General features: G+C 58.3%; 9 protein-coding genes and 1 pseudogene. 5 read left to right on the forward strand and 5 right to left on the reverse strand.

Features of this window, described 5'->3' with window-relative positions; translation table 11 throughout:
• Positions 1-16: 16 nt before the first annotated feature.
• Positions 17-883: an electron transfer flavoprotein subunit beta/FixA family protein gene (locus ABIB90_RS35125; protein WP_027515911.1), complete on the forward strand. Its 867-nt coding sequence runs from the start codon at positions 17-19 to the stop codon at positions 881-883.
• A gap of 532 nt (positions 884-1,415) precedes the next feature.
• Here the strand turns inward: ABIB90_RS35125 and ABIB90_RS35130 are convergent.
• From ABIB90_RS35130 to gmd, 4 genes and pseudogenes are all read right to left on the reverse strand, one after another.
• Positions 1,416-2,765 carry an MFS transporter gene (locus ABIB90_RS35130; RefSeq protein ID WP_027515912.1) on the reverse strand — a complete coding sequence of 450 codons (1,350 nt, stop codon included), beginning with the start codon at positions 2,763-2,765 and terminating at the stop codon, positions 1,416-1,418.
• Positions 2,766-3,665: 900 nt separating this feature from the next.
• Positions 3,666-5,492 carry a glutamine--fructose-6-phosphate transaminase (isomerizing) gene (gene glmS, locus ABIB90_RS35135; protein WP_354101554.1) on the reverse strand — a complete coding sequence of 609 codons (1,827 nt, stop codon included), beginning with the start codon at positions 5,490-5,492 and terminating at the stop codon, positions 3,666-3,668.
• A gap of 211 nt (positions 5,493-5,703) precedes the next feature.
• Positions 5,704-6,679, reverse strand: a pseudogene (gene fcl, locus ABIB90_RS35140) (GDP-L-fucose synthase).
• Entirely contained in the window at positions 6,660-7,745 is a 1,086-nt protein-coding gene (gene gmd, locus ABIB90_RS35145) for a GDP-mannose 4,6-dehydratase (RefSeq protein ID WP_354202388.1), read from the reverse strand. Before gmd ends, fcl begins: the two are co-directional and overlap by 20 nt.
• A gap of 1,881 nt (positions 7,746-9,626) precedes the next feature.
• On the opposite strand from gmd, the gene ABIB90_RS35150 reads away from it, so the two are divergent.
• The 4 genes from ABIB90_RS35150 (at position 9,627) to ABIB90_RS35165 (ending at position 13,858) form a co-directional block, all read left to right on the forward strand.
• On the forward strand, positions 9,627-9,815 hold the full coding sequence (locus tag ABIB90_RS35150) for a hypothetical protein (RefSeq protein ID WP_035969283.1): 189 nt from the start codon (positions 9,627-9,629) through the stop codon (positions 9,813-9,815).
• An 821-nt stretch (positions 9,816-10,636) separates the two neighbouring features.
• Positions 10,637-11,053 carry a DUF7694 domain-containing protein gene (locus ABIB90_RS35155; protein WP_354101550.1) on the forward strand — a complete coding sequence of 139 codons (417 nt, stop codon included), beginning with the start codon at positions 10,637-10,639 and terminating at the stop codon, positions 11,051-11,053.
• A gap of 1,412 nt (positions 11,054-12,465) precedes the next feature.
• Positions 12,466-13,356 carry a 3-methyl-2-oxobutanoate hydroxymethyltransferase gene (panB, locus tag ABIB90_RS35160; RefSeq protein ID WP_354202421.1) on the forward strand — a complete coding sequence of 297 codons (891 nt, stop codon included), beginning with the start codon at positions 12,466-12,468 and terminating at the stop codon, positions 13,354-13,356.
• A 406-nt stretch (positions 13,357-13,762) separates the two neighbouring features.
• Complete coding sequence (locus ABIB90_RS35165) at positions 13,763-13,858, forward strand: pantoate--beta-alanine ligase (RefSeq protein WP_354202422.1); 96 nt, start codon at positions 13,763-13,765, stop codon at positions 13,856-13,858.
• Between the two features lie 645 nt (positions 13,859-14,503).
• Here ABIB90_RS35165 and nolL read toward each other — a convergent pair.
• A complete protein-coding gene (gene nolL, locus ABIB90_RS35170; RefSeq protein ID WP_354202389.1) occupies positions 14,504-15,625 on the reverse strand; it encodes a nodulation factor fucose acetyltransferase NolL in 1,122 nt (373 codons plus the stop codon).
• Positions 15,626-16,471 lie beyond the last annotated feature (846 nt).

Raw genomic sequence — 16,471 nt, forward strand, 5'->3', positions numbered from 1 at the left:
ATCTTAGGAGAAGCATATGCACAGCATCGTCTGCATCAAACAGGTCCCCGACTCCGCACAAATCCGCGTGCATCCTGTCACGAATACGATCATGCGTCAGGGCGTGCCGACAATCATCAACCCATACGATCTCTTCGCACTGGAAGCTGCGCTCGAGCTACGAGATAAATTCGGCGGCGAAATCACTGTCCTCACAATGGGGCCGCCGTCGGCCGAAGAATCTCTTCGAAAGGCACTGACATTTGGAGCCGATCGTGCTGTCCTGCTCACTGACCGTAGTTTCGCAGGCTCCGATACGCTGGCGACGAGTTACGCGCTGGCCTCCGCGATTCGCAGTATAGGGAGGGAATATGGCCCACCGGACGTTATATTTACTGGCAAGCAGACGATTGACGGCGACACGGCACAGGTGGGCCCCGGCATTGCAAAGAGGCTGGGGGTCCAGCAGCTAACTTATGTTTCTACAATCAAAGCGTTGGACTTCAAACTACGCACGATCGAGGCGGAACGGCGCTGCGAAGGAGGAGTCCAGGTGCTGCGTTCTAAGCTGCCGTGTCTCGTCAGCATGTTAGAGGCAACCAATCAAATTCGCCGTGGCGCAATGATTGATGCCTTGCGTGCCGCCCGTGCCTCCATCATAAAATGGAGCGCCCAAAATGCCGGTGTGGATGACATGGCCAAATGCGGTCTGAGGGGGTCGCCAACCGTCGTCAAGCGTGTTTTCGCGCCCTCGGCGCGAGCGGAGAAGGCGACGTGGGTGGAGGCGGCCGAGCAGCCGGCGCAAGCGTTGATCAACGCCCTGTTCGAGCGCAACCCTGCGCTCGAGGCGGAGCTCGTACAGCTCGCGCGCGGTACGGCATCCGCGCAAGCTAGCAGCGGGTGAAGTCGCGGTTGATCGAGCAGAGCCACTGATGGACTGGGCCTTGGTCATGCATCGCCCGTCGCCGGCTTGCACGAGGCACCATCGACCTTATCGGTTGATCACTACGAAATATGGTAAGGAAGGGGAGCCTTCAACTTGCGTACCTGAGCACCGAGAGGCTCGTATCAAGTCAAGGTAACAGACCTCTCGTTAGGCTGACTTGTGATAGACGAGTTCGCTGGCGAGTTCCTGACGTCAGAAGGCGTTTAGTTTGTTTGGCAGCGGCGATCCAGGAGCCCGCGCGAGCTCTGCCGTTTTCGCGTGACTGCAAGGTGCGAAGATGACCCTCCCGCCGTTCGACCACGGGAGGGTGTGGAGCGTCGCGACAATGCTCGGCCATCAACATCGGCGCCGGCCCTCCCTGATACTGCTCAAAATCGCAGAGGACAGTGATCCGCAGAGCGGCACGCGGACCACCGTGAGATCACCGCAAAGACAGTCACGCGCCAGGCTCAGTTCAGGTTGCGCCGTGAACGTCCCCGTGCGAGCGCCGCTAATACGTGCTTAATTGCGCCTTTACGGCCCGGTTGGTTCGCTCTGCCCGCGATGCATTCGCAACTCTCTTGGCGTTTCCTGGATAGATCGTGAGTGCGGCGATGATGCCGAGAAAAGCTGCAAACATCAGCCAGAAACCGGGCGAGGCCTTGTCATCGGTCCGGTCGATCAGCCAGGTCGACGCGAGCGGCGTAAATGTGCCAAATAGAGCCGCGGCAAGTGCGAAGGCCAAAGAAAAGCAGGTTGTGCGAACATGCTTCGGCACGATCTCGACCAGAGCGCCCAACATGGCGCCGCTATAGGTGCCAAAGTAGAACGACAACATCATCTCCACTGCCAGCATCTTGCCAAAGCTTGGGTTTGTTACAAGCCAAGACAGTGCCGGATAGACGGTCACCAAGGCGAGGCCGGCAATGGTCAGCAAGACAGGCTTCCGGCCAATTCTGTCAGAGATTGCGCCGCCGATTGGGTTCCAGATGAAGTTCGTCACGGCGACCAAGAGCGTCACCAAGAGCGTGTTCTGGGAGGAGAGCTGCAAGACGTGCTTGCCGAAGGTAGGCGTGTACACGGTGGCGAAATAGAAGGTCGTGGTCGTCAGCATCGCGATCATCATGCCGAGAATGACGATGCGCCAGTTCGCAACTGTCGAGGCAAGCACCTCGCGGGCCGTTGGGTGCTTCTTCATGACGAGAAACTCCGGAGTTTCCTCCAGGGTGCGGCGCAGGAAGAAGATAAGCGGAACGATTAAGCAGCCAAGGAAGAACGGGATCCGCCAGCCCCAGGCGGCAACCATTTCGGCCGGTAGAGCTTCGCTTAAGAAATATCCGATAAGAGCCGCGACAAAGATGGCGACCTGCTGGCTCGATGACTGAAACGACGTGTAAAAACCGCGATTGCCCGCAGTGGCAATTTCGGAGAGGTAGACGGAAACGCCGCCAACTTCAACGCCGGCAGAAAAGCCCTGCAAAAGCCGCCCGAACAGCACAATGACGGGTGCGGCGATGCCGATCGTTGCATAACCGGGACAGAACGCGATGATGACTGTGCCAATAGCCATGATCGAAAGCGTGATGATCAGACCTTGCCGACGGCCAATCTGGTCGATATAGGCTCCCAACACGATCGCGCCGACAGGTCGCATCAGTGCCCCCAGCCAGAACACACCGAAGGTGTTGAGCAGAGAAGCGGTTTCGCTTCCCGATGGAAAGAATGCGTTTCCGATGGCGCTGGCGTAGAACCCGAACAAAAAGAAGTCGAACTGTTCGAGGAAATTACCGCTCGTGGCACGAAAGATGGCGCCAATGCGCGATTTGGCATTTGACGCGTGCGCAATGGACGCTGGTGACATCGCGAGTTTCCTTTCAGGTTTGGATGGGCCGGCTACGGAGAAAATCTCACGCCAGCCGAGCGCAGTGTTATGGCCGCGAATCTGCCATCACGGCACTGTCGACCGACCCGTAAGCGCCTGACGTTTCCGGCATATTTTCGGCAATTGCAGCAAGGTCGTACAGATTTTCGGACGTTATTTCGCTCGCAGCAGGAGTGACTCCCAACCTACTGAAGCCCCGGGCAATTCTCGGTGATCAGTTGTTGCGGCGCGGCGGAATTTCATCGAGCGCACCGACATGCAACGACACGACGCCTGGCCTTACGCGCCGGCGGGCAAACATGTCACCCGACGTCCAGCGATTTGGCCTGGATATTGCCCCCGAGTTGTCTCGACGTTTGACGAGAGGATTGGTGAGTGTTCCTGGCTTTAAGCCCGTCCGCAGCGGGATCGCCGTGCTCGGCAAGCACCACGTCGCCGTTCGAAGCGCGGCGTGCCTTGGACATCGAGGGCGCTACGGTCCAAATGCGGTCGAATCCCGCAAGTGAGGGGACAAACGTGCCGCCCATCGACGACAGCATTCGTTGTCAGTCGAACAGGTTCATCTGGCCGCACTATCCGCCCTCTCAAAAAAACTTGGAGTCCTCACGAACTATGAGCACGTCCCAGCAATCGGAATGCCGCGATCGGTCAGCTCCTTGCACGGCGGAGGCAAGGCTACGTCAGTGTCCCCACCTGATTGGCCTTAGAGTTTTCGCACCGTCCCAGCTTCCGTAGACAAAGACCATGAACCGGCACAACCAGGACGCCATGCGATCCGTCGGGCCCGGAACCGGGAGGCAGATCGTGATGACATCGGACCGGGGTTTTGTGCGTCTTCGGTTTCTGAGCCACTACAATCCCAAGTGCCGTCGCCTTGGCTCATTCGACGGTAACTGATTTCGCGAGATTTCGAGGTTGGTCGACGTCCGTGCCCATCAGGGTGGCCGTGTGGTAGGCTAGGAGCTGCACCGGAATGGCATAGACAATGGGCGTAAATGTCGACCCCATTTCCGGCAGCACGATCGTCGCGAGTGAATCTGTGGACGCCTCCGCGGCTCCCCTCGCGTCCGTGATCAAGATAATCTTGCCGCCGCGTGCGGCGACCTCCTGCATGTTCGACATGGACTTCTCGAACAACCGGTCCCAAGGAGCAATGACGATTACCGGAACGCTCTCGTCGACCAAGGCAATGGGCCCGTGCTTGAGCTCTCCGGCCGCATAGCCGGCTGCGTGAATGTAGGAGATCTCCTTCAGCTTCAATGCCCCTTCCAGCGCTAGCGGAAACGACGTGCCGCGACCAAGATATAGCACGTCACGCGATTTGGCGATGTCGCGTGCAACCTTCTCGATCTGCGGCTCGCAGGCAAGCGCCGATGCAACTAGCCGGGGGATTTCGATCAGCGCTCTTACGAGCTCGACCTGGTCCCTCTCGCACAATTCACCGCGCGCCTTGCCCGCAGCGATCGCAAGTGCCGCCAGAACGACCAGCTGACATGTGAATGCCTTTGTCGAGGCAACGCCTATTTCGGGTCCCGCGAATGTCCGCAATACTGTCTCGCTTTCGCGCGCAATGGTCGAACCCATTACGTTCACGATCGAGAGGGTATGCAGGCCTTGCGATTTAGCGTAGCGGAGCGCGGCCAGCGTATCGGCCGTCTCGCCTGATTGCGAAATGAAGATACCAAGATCTCCCTTGCGCATCGGTGCCTCACGATAGCGAAACTCGGAGGCAACATCGAGCTCGACCGGAATACGAGCCAGCCGCTCGAACCAGTATTTGGCGATATGGCCGGCATAGCCTGCCGTACCGCAAGCCGTGATCGAGATATGCCCGACCTCATTGAAATCGAACGGAACCTGCTGCGGCAGTGCAACGCTCGCGGTGGCGACCTCAACGTAATGCGCCAGTGTCTCCCTGATTACATCTGGCTGTTCGTGGATTTCCTTCGCCATGAAGTGGCGGTAGTTTCCTTTGTCAGCGAGAAGTGACGACGCGCCGGATGTCACCACCTCGCGGTGAGCGACGGTGCCTTGTGCGTCGTAGACCACGCTGAAGTTGCGGTTGAGTACAGCCAGATCGCCGTCCTCGAGATAGGTGATCAAATCGGTAAGCGGGGCGAGCGCGATAGCATCCGATCCGAGATACATTTCGCCTTCACCATAGCCGATCGCAAGCGGTGAGCCCTTGCGCGCGCCGATCATGAGGTCGTGTCGGCCCTTGAATAGGATTGCAAGCGAAAAAGCGCCCGCTAGCCGCGGCAGCGACGCTTTTACTGCGTCCTCCGGGGAGCAGCCATTTTTTAGATAAAAGTCGAGGAGATGCGCCACCACCTCGGTATCTGTTTCAGAGGTGAAACGGGCGCCACCCTGTTTCAGCTCTGCACGCAGCTCGCGGAAATTCTCGATGATGCCGTTATGGACGACTGCAACGTTGTCCGTTGCATGCGGATGAGCATTGTGCTCGGTCGGCTTGCCATGAGTAGCCCAGCGCGTGTGCCCAATCCCGATATCGCCAGCGAGCGGATAGCAGCGAAGGCGTGTCTCAAGGTTCTTCAGCTTGCCTTCCGCGCGCCGAAGCTCGATATGATTTCCTTTGAGCGTTCCGATACCTGCTGAGTCATAGCCCCGATATTCCAGTCGCTTAAGTGAATCGATGAGGCGATCCGCGACCGGACCGCGCCCTAAGATACCGACAATTCCGCACATGCTAATTGGTTTACCTGAAGTTCAAAACAGACCATCTTAGGACCGCAAGGCGCGCCCGACTGAATTCGCTACCTAAAGTTATTCGCCATTCTAGCGGCTTGCTCTCTTCTGGGGCACGGGTCGAGCTTCAACTACAAGTAAAGCTCCGTCGAGTCGCGCGAAACAGCGTCGATCTTGAACAACTTTCGGGAAACCGAACAAGTAGGCGTCGTCAGCTCGCCGATTGTCTCCTCTTGCCCGATGTAGCTGATTCCGCCAAGAAGGCCCGGTAACTGAGCCGCATTCCAGCTGCAAATGACGTCGTGGCACGCCAGCCGAGCCTTGCCAGGCGGCTGACGTCGAGCAGCTTGCGCGGCGTGCCGTCGGGACGCGAGGGATCGAACGTAAAATCGCCGCTGTAACCGACGACCCCGGCAACGACGCGGGCCAATTCGGCTATGGTGATGTCCTCGCCGGTGCCGATGTTGATCAGGTCCGCCCCCGGAATAGGTCTTCATCAGATGCACGCAGGCATCCGCCATATCATCGACATAGAGGAACTCGCGCCGCGGCGTTCCTGTACCCCAGACAACCACATTCTTCGCGCCCGCCAGTTTCGCCTCGTGAAAGCGGCGGATCAGCGCGGCAACGACGTGGCTTAGCTCGGGGTGATAGTTGTCGCCCGGGCCGTAGAGATTGGTCGGCATCACGCTGATGAAGTCGCTGCCATACTGGCTGCGATAGGCTTCGGCCATCTTGATGCCGGCGATTTTGGCAATGGCGTAAGGCTCGTTGGTCGGCTCCAGCGGGCCGGTCAGCACGGTATCCTCGTGCAAGGGCTGCGGCGCTAGTTTGGGATAGATGCAGGACGAGCCGAGAAACATCAGCTTCTCGGCGCGGTTCACATGCGCGGCGTGGATCACGTTCGCGGCGATCGCGAGGTTGTCGTAGATGAATTCAGCGCGCAGCGTGTTGTTGGCGACGATGCCGCCGACCTTGGCAGCGGCAAGGAACACAACTTGCGGCCGCGCCTTCGCAAACCAGCCGAACACGGCGGCCTGGTCGCAGAGATCGACCTCGCGCCGGTCCACCGTGATGAGCTTAACGTCCTCCCGCGCCAGCCGGCGCACAAGCGCACTGCCGACCATGCCGCGATGGCCGGCGACGTAGACGCTTTTGCCCTTGAGCTCAAACGGTGCGTTTGCCATCGACCGCTTCGCGTTTTGCTTCGGCCAGATCGCTCGCCATCATCTCTGCGACGAGTTCCGCAAACGTCCGCTTCGGCTTCCAGCCGAGCACTTCGCTCGCCTTGCTGGCGTCGCCGATCAGGAGATCGACCTCGGTCGGGCGGAAATAGGTCGGATCGATCTTCACCAGCGTCTTGCCACTCTTGGCATCGACGCCGGTCTCGTCGACGCCCGCGCCGCGCCATGCGATGCGGCAGCCAACTTGCGCGAACGACAATTCGACCAGCTCGCGCACCGAGTGCATCTCTCCGGTCGCGAGCACGAAATCATCCGGCTTGTCCGCTTGCAGGATCTTGTGCATGCCTTCGACGTAGTCCCTGGCATGGCCCCAGTCGCGCTTGGCTTCGAGGTTGCCGAGATAGAGCGTCTCTTCCAGCCCGACCTCGATGCGAGCGACGCCGCGGGTGATCTTGCGGGTGACGAAGGTCTCGCCGCGGATCGGGCTCTCGTGGTTGAAGAGGATGCCGTTGGCCGCGAACATGCCATAGGCTTCGCGGTAGTTCACCGTGATCCAGTAGCCGTAGAGTTTGGCGACCCCATAAGGTGAGCGGGGATAGAACGGCGTGGTCTCCTTCTGCGGGATCTCCTGCACGAGGCCGTAGAGCTCGGAAGTGGACGCCTGGTAGAACCGCGTCGCCTTCTCCATGCCGAGGATGCGGACCGCTTCCAGGAGCCGCAGCACGCCGAGGGCATCGGCATTGGCGGTGTATTCGGGGCTCTCGAAGCTGACGGCGACGTGGCTTTGCGCGGCGAGATTGTAGATCTCGGTCGGCCGGATCTGCTGCACCAGGCGAATCAGATTTGTCGAATCCGTCATGTCGCCGTAATGCATCAGGAACGGCACGTCGCCGAGATGCGGGTCTTGGTAGAGATGGTCGACACGCGCGGTGTTGAACGAGGACGAGCGCCGCTTGATGCCGTGCACGACATAGCCGAGCGACAGCAGGTACTCGGCGAGATATGCGCCGTCCTGGCCGGTCACGCCGGTGATGAGAGCGACCCGCCCTCTTCTCTCTTGGTTTGACAAATTGGTTCTCTGGGCAGGCGGAATGTCTTTCCGCGATCGATGACCTTCAATCGCGTCTGGCCTGTTCGACTGCGGAAGGCTCTCGCTTTCGAAGCACCGAAGTATCGATCGTGTACAGGCATTGCATCGAACGCACAACTGTACGCAGCTAAACCTTCACATCGAAAGGGTTTTGAAGAAGTATACGAACGTTTGTAATGCGGCGGAATTGTTGGGTTTAGCTATGCTATCTTGCGAGCGGCCAGCATCTCGAAGCGCCGGTCATGGGCGCGTCTCCCAGTCATCTTGAGCTGCGGGCGATTGTTAGGCCGGCATTCTCGAGCCTATCCAAAATCCTATCAACAACCGCCCGCGGATCGCGCTGATCCTCTAGGCTCACACAGGCCAAAGTAGCAGAGATGATCGCGTGCGCAGTTCTGCGCTGGAGGCGATCGTACTCGGCATACTCACCGCAAGAGTTGCAGGTGATCACCGGTCGGCCAGTCCAAGGATCGTGCAGTACAACCTCGTACCAATTGTCTGCGTGACATTTTGGACAGAGCATCAATGGTGACTCCCCTCAGAGTTCCCGCGGTACGTCGTCTGTAGCGCACCTGCACCTGAACATGGTGGGGCGGCTCAATTTATCGTTCGACATGGAGCCGGCCGCCCAGAGCACCGGAGCCCTCAGTCTACCTGATGGGCAATGGCATCCTGCAGAGGATCGAGATCGCACGCGATCCGTATGGTCGCACGCCGCCGGGCTGCCGAAGATCTCACGAGCACGGGCGCTCCGCACGAAACTGTCGCGGATCATTCTCCTGCGCCGCTGCAGGTGCCACCCCAAATCCGTTTCGCTGAACGACGTTGCGAGCCGCTGCGCACTACGATCGCCCGGGTTGCAAAGGTAGTTTGTTGCGGCGCTTGCTCGAGTGATCCAGCGTTGCATTGTGGTCCTTTGGAGGGGGCGCCCAAGGCCCTGTTGTTGTTGTAAGACGCTGGGCGAAGACATGTGACCTACTCCCAACAACCGATCGTTGGCGCAGAAGTGCTTGCAGTCGGGCTCCTCGAGGTTTCGATTCGCACATCGAGAAGGCGCTGGTAATTGTCCTGGGCCCTCGACCTTCCTGGATTGCTCAAAAAGCCGTCGGGCAGCTCGTGATCGAGTAGCTTTCGTACGATGGCCAATCGTTCCAAGCCGAAAACCTCTGGATGGGAGGATGCGTCCCAAACACTATGGCCGCTTGTATGCCTACAGCTGCCGCGTTTCAGCGCCAGTAGGCTATTTGCAGGTTCGCGGGGTTGATCACGACCAGCTAAGTTGAGTCTAGGCGCCAATTGTCATTCCTCTCTGAGTTGCGAGGGGCCGACCTCCTGACGTCTACGCCGCCGAGAGCAGGATCTTGAATTGGGCGAATCGCCTGGATCGGTGCTCCTGTGCTTGCGGTACCTTGCAGTGGTTCGCCGACGTGACCCCATTGCGCCGTTGCGTCGCGGGCGGATCCGAGCTGGTCACATACTACGAATTTTGTCGTCCTGAAGCTGTTGTACGGCCAGGCAAGGTCGCCGCGGCATGAAGATCTTACAACCTCACCCTACGTACGATTCAAGCCCTTATGTCGGGAGTCGTGCAGTTCACGCAGGATCGGACGCGAACCCAGCAGAGAAGCCCAATGTCCCCGATCATGCTCCGTTAGCGTGAGGTTTCCAAGCGGCGTTCTCAACCCAGAAGGAGACCGCAGTGAAGCTTGCTCGCCGCGCTTGCATAAGCAGCTTGTCTGATCTCAGACAATGCGAGTCGCAGATAACCGCAAACAGGGTTGCATTGCGAAAGCAGCCTACGGGATCTTACGGAGGGCATCTGTCGCATTTTCTTGATCTAGAAAATGCATGTTGCTCTGCATGAAGCAGAAGAAGCCATTCTCCGACGCCAAACACTGGCGAGGCCGCGCGGAAGCGACGCGAACAAAAGCGGAGTCGCTCGAGGACGATGCGTCCAGATGCAGGCTTTTCAAGATCGCGAAAGAATATGATAAGCTAGCTCGCCTCGCGGAGGAGCGGCAAAGAAATGAGGTTGACGAACAGTTCTGATTGCGACCGGAGCTGACGGTTGCATCGAAGGTCCAGGCTTTGCGACCTCGGCGCCGAAGCCTCTCCACAACGTCACTGGGCTCTGGGCTGAACTGCGAAGATCTCTCGCGACAGGGGGAACGAACGAGGCTGCTCGAGTCTGCGGTCTGCGCATCCGAGCCGCTGACCCTGAATCCATCGTGAAGCAGGCCTAGCCGGCCACATAGATGACGCATTGCCGGTGTCTCAGGCGGCGACCCGGCTAACCGCCACACATGAGAAGGAACCAGATGCAAGCCCACAGTCAGATCGTCGCAAAGCGAATTTACAAGCCTCTCGCTCGACGAACTGGCGACAATCTGTGGTCGCTTTGGATCACGAGCTGAAGTCAGCGAGGTATCTTTGCGTGACAACGTAGCCGGTTCGCCGGATCATACCACGCAAAATTGCCCTCCGCCGCCATTTTGGCTGTGAGGCATTTTAGTCGGTTCCTGGCACCTTGCGCCAAGCACGGTTAGCTCAAGCCGTAACGTGGCGCCGAAGAAGTGAGCACAAGCTGGCTTCCGGCGCGGCGTGCGAAGGCAAAGGTCGTAAATGTCTGCGCGCATTTCCTGCACGAGGCGAGTTCGCAGCCAAGGCGCGCATGACGAGAACATCGACTGACAATTAGATGTCGAAAGACCTCTTGGGTAGACGATTCCAGACAGAAGCGATGTTCTGATTGAGATAAATTCAGTGCAGATGCTCAGGACCGCCGATGGCTGGGTGGCAACCGTCCGCTCCATGAGCCGGGACACGCGTGGTGCCGGATTCGAGTCTATCGCGCAAAAGAAGGAGGACGCGTGAGGAAGCAAATTGTAGAAAGGCTCGAGGCGGGACGCGTCCGCGATGGCCGATTCGCCACTGCACCGGGATCTGGTCCTTCCGGTGTCTTCTTTGTGCAGGGGCCTTGTGGCTGTGAACTCAAGATCATCGGCTTCGTCCGCCCAGGATGGGAGCATGTCTCTGTGTCGACGCCACGGCGTTCGCCAAACTGGGAGGAGATGTGCCTCGTCAAGGATCTGTTTTGGGATGCAGAGGAATGCGTGATGCAGCTGCATCCTCCTCATTCACAGTATGTCAACAATAGCCGCTATTGCCTGCATCTCTGGAGACCGATCAGCCAGGTCATTCCGACGCCTCCGGCAGCCTTCGTGGGCATCGTCGGGCTCGGGCCGTCTGAGGCGGCAATTCTGTTTGCACAGATCAGCGCGATGTAGCGGACCTCGCCGCTTCGGTGTTAATTCGCGCCGCGGGATGGTACTCTGCTGTTCCGCAGATCATCCCAGAGTGCGACGGAGTTGCTCACCACATTGGCATGGGCGCCCTCTTGATGGAGCCTGGGTGACCTATAATCGTGCGCAGGATCGCGAATGGGCGTTGGGCTACCACTCTGCGTCCCAGCGCCCAACCCGCTGCGCTTCCGAAGGCGGCGAGAGGCAGCACTCGCAGATGCGGTTAATCGTGAGACTGCGCTTGGCTGGTCGAGCTTTGAGAACAGAAGCTTGGCGATCGACGCAAAGTCGACTTGGGAGTGCCGAACACTCCTCGGCAATGGAGGGAGAGCGACCTTGCAGTTGCCGACATCCGCGCGTCGGACCGGCGCGGTGATCGCGTGCGGCTTAATCCGACGATGCTGCTGACGCCCATTCGATGTTCCGGATTACCTCCGTTGCTTCACCGGTACTAGCGGACGGATCAAAAGATGCCGGCACGTGGGCCCTGAACACTGCGCAGTGCGGCCAACACACACGCTGTCCTAATCGAATGCTGCTCGCGCAAGTGCATCAGGACCGGAAGGTGGTGGACGCGTTTGTCCGCGGCCTGGAGGGCGTCGTGTATGTTGCCTATCACTGGCCTGCATCGCGGCCGGTTTGCGCGTATCTGTGACGGCGCGGAGGGGACGGCCTTGCAGGTAGTGTGCAGGAGCCTGGGCTTGACGGAGCCATGTTTCATCAATTCCAAATTTATGAGATCGTCTTGGCGGCGCCGACGACGGTGGCTGTTTTGGTCCTTGCCGGCGAAGGTTCACAGATTATGGCCGGTTCATCAAGCTGCCGATCCAGTGCACGCTACGAGGTTTTTCTGCTGCCGCGCGCGGCATTCGCGAAAGCTGCGTGGGGCTCGCGTCGGATCATAAGCATGCGACACAGCAGCGGTCTCGAGGCGAATGATATCTCGGTCGGGCCATGCCCACCAGTTCTGTAGATCCCTTCTCCGGCATCCAAAGGCACCGGACGAAGCGGTCGCACCCCAAGCGCTGTCAAATCACTCCGCTGAAGCGGCGCTCTTGGGTGTCTTACGCCGCCGTTGCGCCAGCGAGACGAATGAACATGCTCGCGCTGACACCTGTCCTGACAACTCGGACCCATCAAGAAGATCCACTATCGACGCTCGCGTCCGTGGTGTCCCGGTAGGTTTTGACAGGCAAGACGTATGGATGGCGAGTGCTCAGAACCAGCGCGCAAAACCAGATCTTGAAAGATATTGCTTGCTGATCGCGCAATCATTGGAAGTTTGTGCTTTCCAACTTCTCAGTGACGCGCTTTCTATCTCCCTGTTGACAGACACCCCTTGCTCTTCCAAGGGAAAGGCCGATTTTCATGGACATGCGGGCCGGATCAGATCGAGCATGAGTCACATTTCGCACCTGTCTGTTGAACGCGTCACGATTCCAGTTCTGCAACGATGCAAGGAGGAAAGGCGCGCCATCGTGATGACCACCGCTTACGATGCGGTAACAGCGCGCATCGCTGATCCCGTCGTCGACGTCATTCTCGTTGGCGACAGCGTCGGCAACGTATGCCTTGGGTTTGACGACACTTTGCCGGTCAGCATGGCGATGATGAATCACCACTTGGAGGCGGTCGCGCGAACAAAGCCTCGCGCGTTGCTGGTCGCGGACATGCCGTTCCTCAGCTTTCATCTCAGTCCTGACGAGACGATACGCAATGCTGGAGGTTTCCTGCAGCGTGGTGCAGACGCCGTCAAGCTCGAGGGAGGGGTGAAGCGTGCCCAAATGATTCGAGCTTTGGTGAATTGCGAAATTCCCGTGATGGGCCATCTTGGTCTCACCCCACAAAGCGTCAATGCGATGGGTGGATTCAAGGTACAGGGTCGAAACGCGGACGACGCTCTACGTCTGCTGGACGATGCGCACTATCTGCAGGAGGCCGGATGCTTCGCTCTTGTCCTTGAAGGCATCCCTGCCGAGCTCGCTGCCCGAGCGACGGAATCTCTGACCATACCAACGATCGGGATCGGAGCGGGCCCAAATTGCTCGGGCCAAGTGTTGGTTTTTCACGACGTGTTGGGGCTCGCAGGAGGTCATCATCCCAAATTCGTGCGTGTCTATGTAGAGGGCTGTCACCTATTGCAGGACGGGCTGTCGCGCTGGGCTGCTGACGTCCGTAGCGGAGCATTCCCTGCGCCGAACGAATCATACCGGCTTCCGGACAGCTTGCGCGACCCGATCGCAAACTGGACGCCCTCCGAGGTAAGTGCAAAGTCCAACATCCTATAGCAAGTACGCTCGAATCTTCGTGATAATTGAGCCGGGCTCGCAGCGGGTATTTCTTGCCTGCACAAGCTCATCTAGCGGGCAAAAGCGCGCGAGTGTGCTGGCTCGAAGCGAACTGGACCAGGTCCGATATTCCCCGGTCGAGCATCTTGCTCAGCTGGTGCAGTTCGGATCAACTGAGGATTTCGGCATGTACCCGCATTATTTTTCAGCGCATGAAAAACTGCCAGCGAAGGGGGCGTCACTGGCAGCTCTGCGGCACTTTCACACGGGATTTATCGGGCTGACATGGTAGTTTCGTTACGTCGCGACTCGCAATCCGTTCGAGACCGTGCAGCCAGCTGTTGCATGGAGTGGACAAGAAAGTTCAACCAGTCGGCTCTGATGCGCTGCATGGTCGTGAACCTCAATCGTTGAGATCGTTACGATGCCAAGCGTGAGAGAATCGGACGGGCTCGCGATGAGCAGTCGCAATCTCGGGGAGGGCAACGCCGCCGAGCTGTAGTCGTCAGCCGCGGCTTGTTCGTTACCAAAGAGGCATGTCACTCCGGCGAGCGGCAGGCTGGAACTGTCTCTTTGGCTTGCCATGAGCTGAGCGCCGTCAGTCGGATGCAGTGTCGTGATTTTCTCGATGCTGGCACACACAGAGCTGCATAAATCCGGTAGTCTCCGCGGCGGCGCTGTGGACTGCCGGCCTACGCTGGCGCGACAGAGCTTCCGGAGGACGCGACACTACCAGTCACCAGTCAATACGGCGCCAAGAACCATCTCGCTGGATATGATTGGGTTCGGTTCGACGGCCGGTTTCGGTTGAAACCTGGCGGGCGACGCGACTCTCAAGGCGGTCGATCTTACTGCAGCGAGCCCAGTACGATGCCGTCGCCGGCGGCACATACCCCCAGCAATCCGCGCTTGATCTACACGGTACAGAGCGACCAGGAGCTACGCGAAGGTCAGTTGCTGCTGCAAGGCATTCTTGTCTGACTTCGAATGATATCCGCGTAGCGGAGAGCGATGTTCTACTAAGAAAAACGCGCCTTGACGCCAGCCGTCCCGAGTAGTCGCGTCCAGGTTCGAAGGCTATTGCGGAGGCGGCACAAGTCAATGCTGCTATCGCAACGCCATGCCATGTTCGCAACGGAATGCATGGCTAGTTCATTGCAGGTTTAGCCTGCGAAAGACCTGAACGCGCCGGCGTTCCAAGGACAAGCTGAGACAGATATGGAACCGTTCCAACAATCGAGCGGACCGTTAGTGCGAACACAACAATGCAGGCTCCGAGCGTACCGGCGACGGCAAAACGGGTCGTGAGATTCCAACCGTCTCCGAACTGCATGAAATCCATGAGACGGAAAACGGTACCCTGGACCAGGTAGAGCAGAAGCGTGCTCTGGCCCAACTCCACAGCGATAAAGCGGCCCGCTCGGTTTGAACGGCCAATGCGCCAGCATAGCAAGAAGAGTTCAATAGCGATTGCTGAAGCAGCTGCAGAGCCGACAAACATCACAAACACGTCTTTAGCCGACCTGAAATCGTGAATGATGGCAAGATTATTATAGATATAAGTGTCCTTGCTCCAGGCTAGAAAGCCTACGCAAGTCACTATCGAGAGAAATACAATCAGGAGCATCTTCCCAGATCGCACTGTACTCATCATTCGTTCTCGCGACTGAGCCAACAAGAATCCCAAGCAGAAGAACGGGTAAGTGAATTTGATCAGAGGAGATATGGAAAATGTCACGGGCGCGAGTGCAACCAGTATGGCTGACCCAGATATGACCCACGATCCGTGCTTGAGATTGGTAAGTATCTTGACGAGAAGGTAGGAAACAAAGGTGGCCCAGATGAACCAGTATGTGCCAGCGAGGTCGTCTACAAACTCCAGAGGCCCGCTCGTTACGCTAGTCGCGCGCCACAATGCCCCAAATTTAGCGGCCTCCATGAAGGCCCACCAAAACAGCATCGGCAGCAGGAGCTGCTTCGCACGATCGCTGGCGGCTCTAGTGAACGACTTGCGCAGCAGCGATCGACAAGAAAGGTATCCACTTATCGCCATAAAGAGCGGCATGTGAAACATATAGATCGACTTGTAGTACGCCGAATACCAAAACCCATCATCTCGGTAGATGATGTACTGGATCAAATGCCCCACGATCACCAAAATAATGAGCGCACCTTTCGCGAAATCTAACTGTAGATCTCGATCGTTTGCTCCCGGTGTACGCGGCCCGTGCGCGATCGATCCAGTCACGGTTGGCAATGTGTCAAACATCTAAATATCTGTGTTCCGATGAGCCGGTGGCCGGTTGTCTCTTTCTTTTCTGCCTCATTGTTCGGCTAAATGAAAGGGGTCGATGTGACAATTTGGATGCAAAGTAGGCTCGGGGCTTCTGAGGCGCCGAAACCGTTGATTGCGATTGCAGCTATGCTGGAAACCGCTAAGGCTGAGATCGCCGCTGCGCAATGTACGGTTCTGAATGATGTCCACACCCATGCTGGGAGGCGCGAAACTCGCGGGTTGGTATGTATCCGGTGAAGGCGTCTGGTTGGATCCTATTACCTGATCTGCTTGGGTTCAGCAGGGTGAGCCACGTTCTCAGAACGGCAGTTCTGGGCGGGAGAGCGTAAATGCGCTTGTCGGGCGCGCGTGCAGGACGTCGCGAGCCAAGCTTGTCGATCAATATCGTTGGCCCGGGCGGTGGCGATCAGGCTGAAGATCGCAACGGCGCGGCGGCGGCCCTCACTTGTGGACGAGCTCACACGCGACGCAAATTGAGCAGCTCTCCGCAGAGCCCTGTCACGGCATACTACGATGTTTCCACTCGACTCTGCGCCAACGAGGTCACCTCCGGCAGACCTCAGACGTGAAAACTTGGATCAGCCAGCTCGGCGAGAGGCGCTCGTAAGTCTGAGGTGCTAGGTCAAAGGTGCTGCTCGCGCTCAGGTGGTCGTGGAGGAGGGCAGCGGGGGTGTTCTCGCGCATTGACCGACTCGGCGGAGCACAGACAGCCTTGACATCCAAGCCTCGCCTCCATGATCATGGCCTCAAAGCTTCTGGCCATTTCGGGCGATATGCGAGGAATTGCGCGAGCACTTGCGCGGCGATACTATTCTAGCA

This window comes from Bradyrhizobium sp. JR4.1 (assembly GCF_040548605.1).
In the GTDB taxonomy this organism is placed as follows: Bacteria; Pseudomonadota; Alphaproteobacteria; order Rhizobiales; family Xanthobacteraceae; genus Bradyrhizobium; species Bradyrhizobium canariense.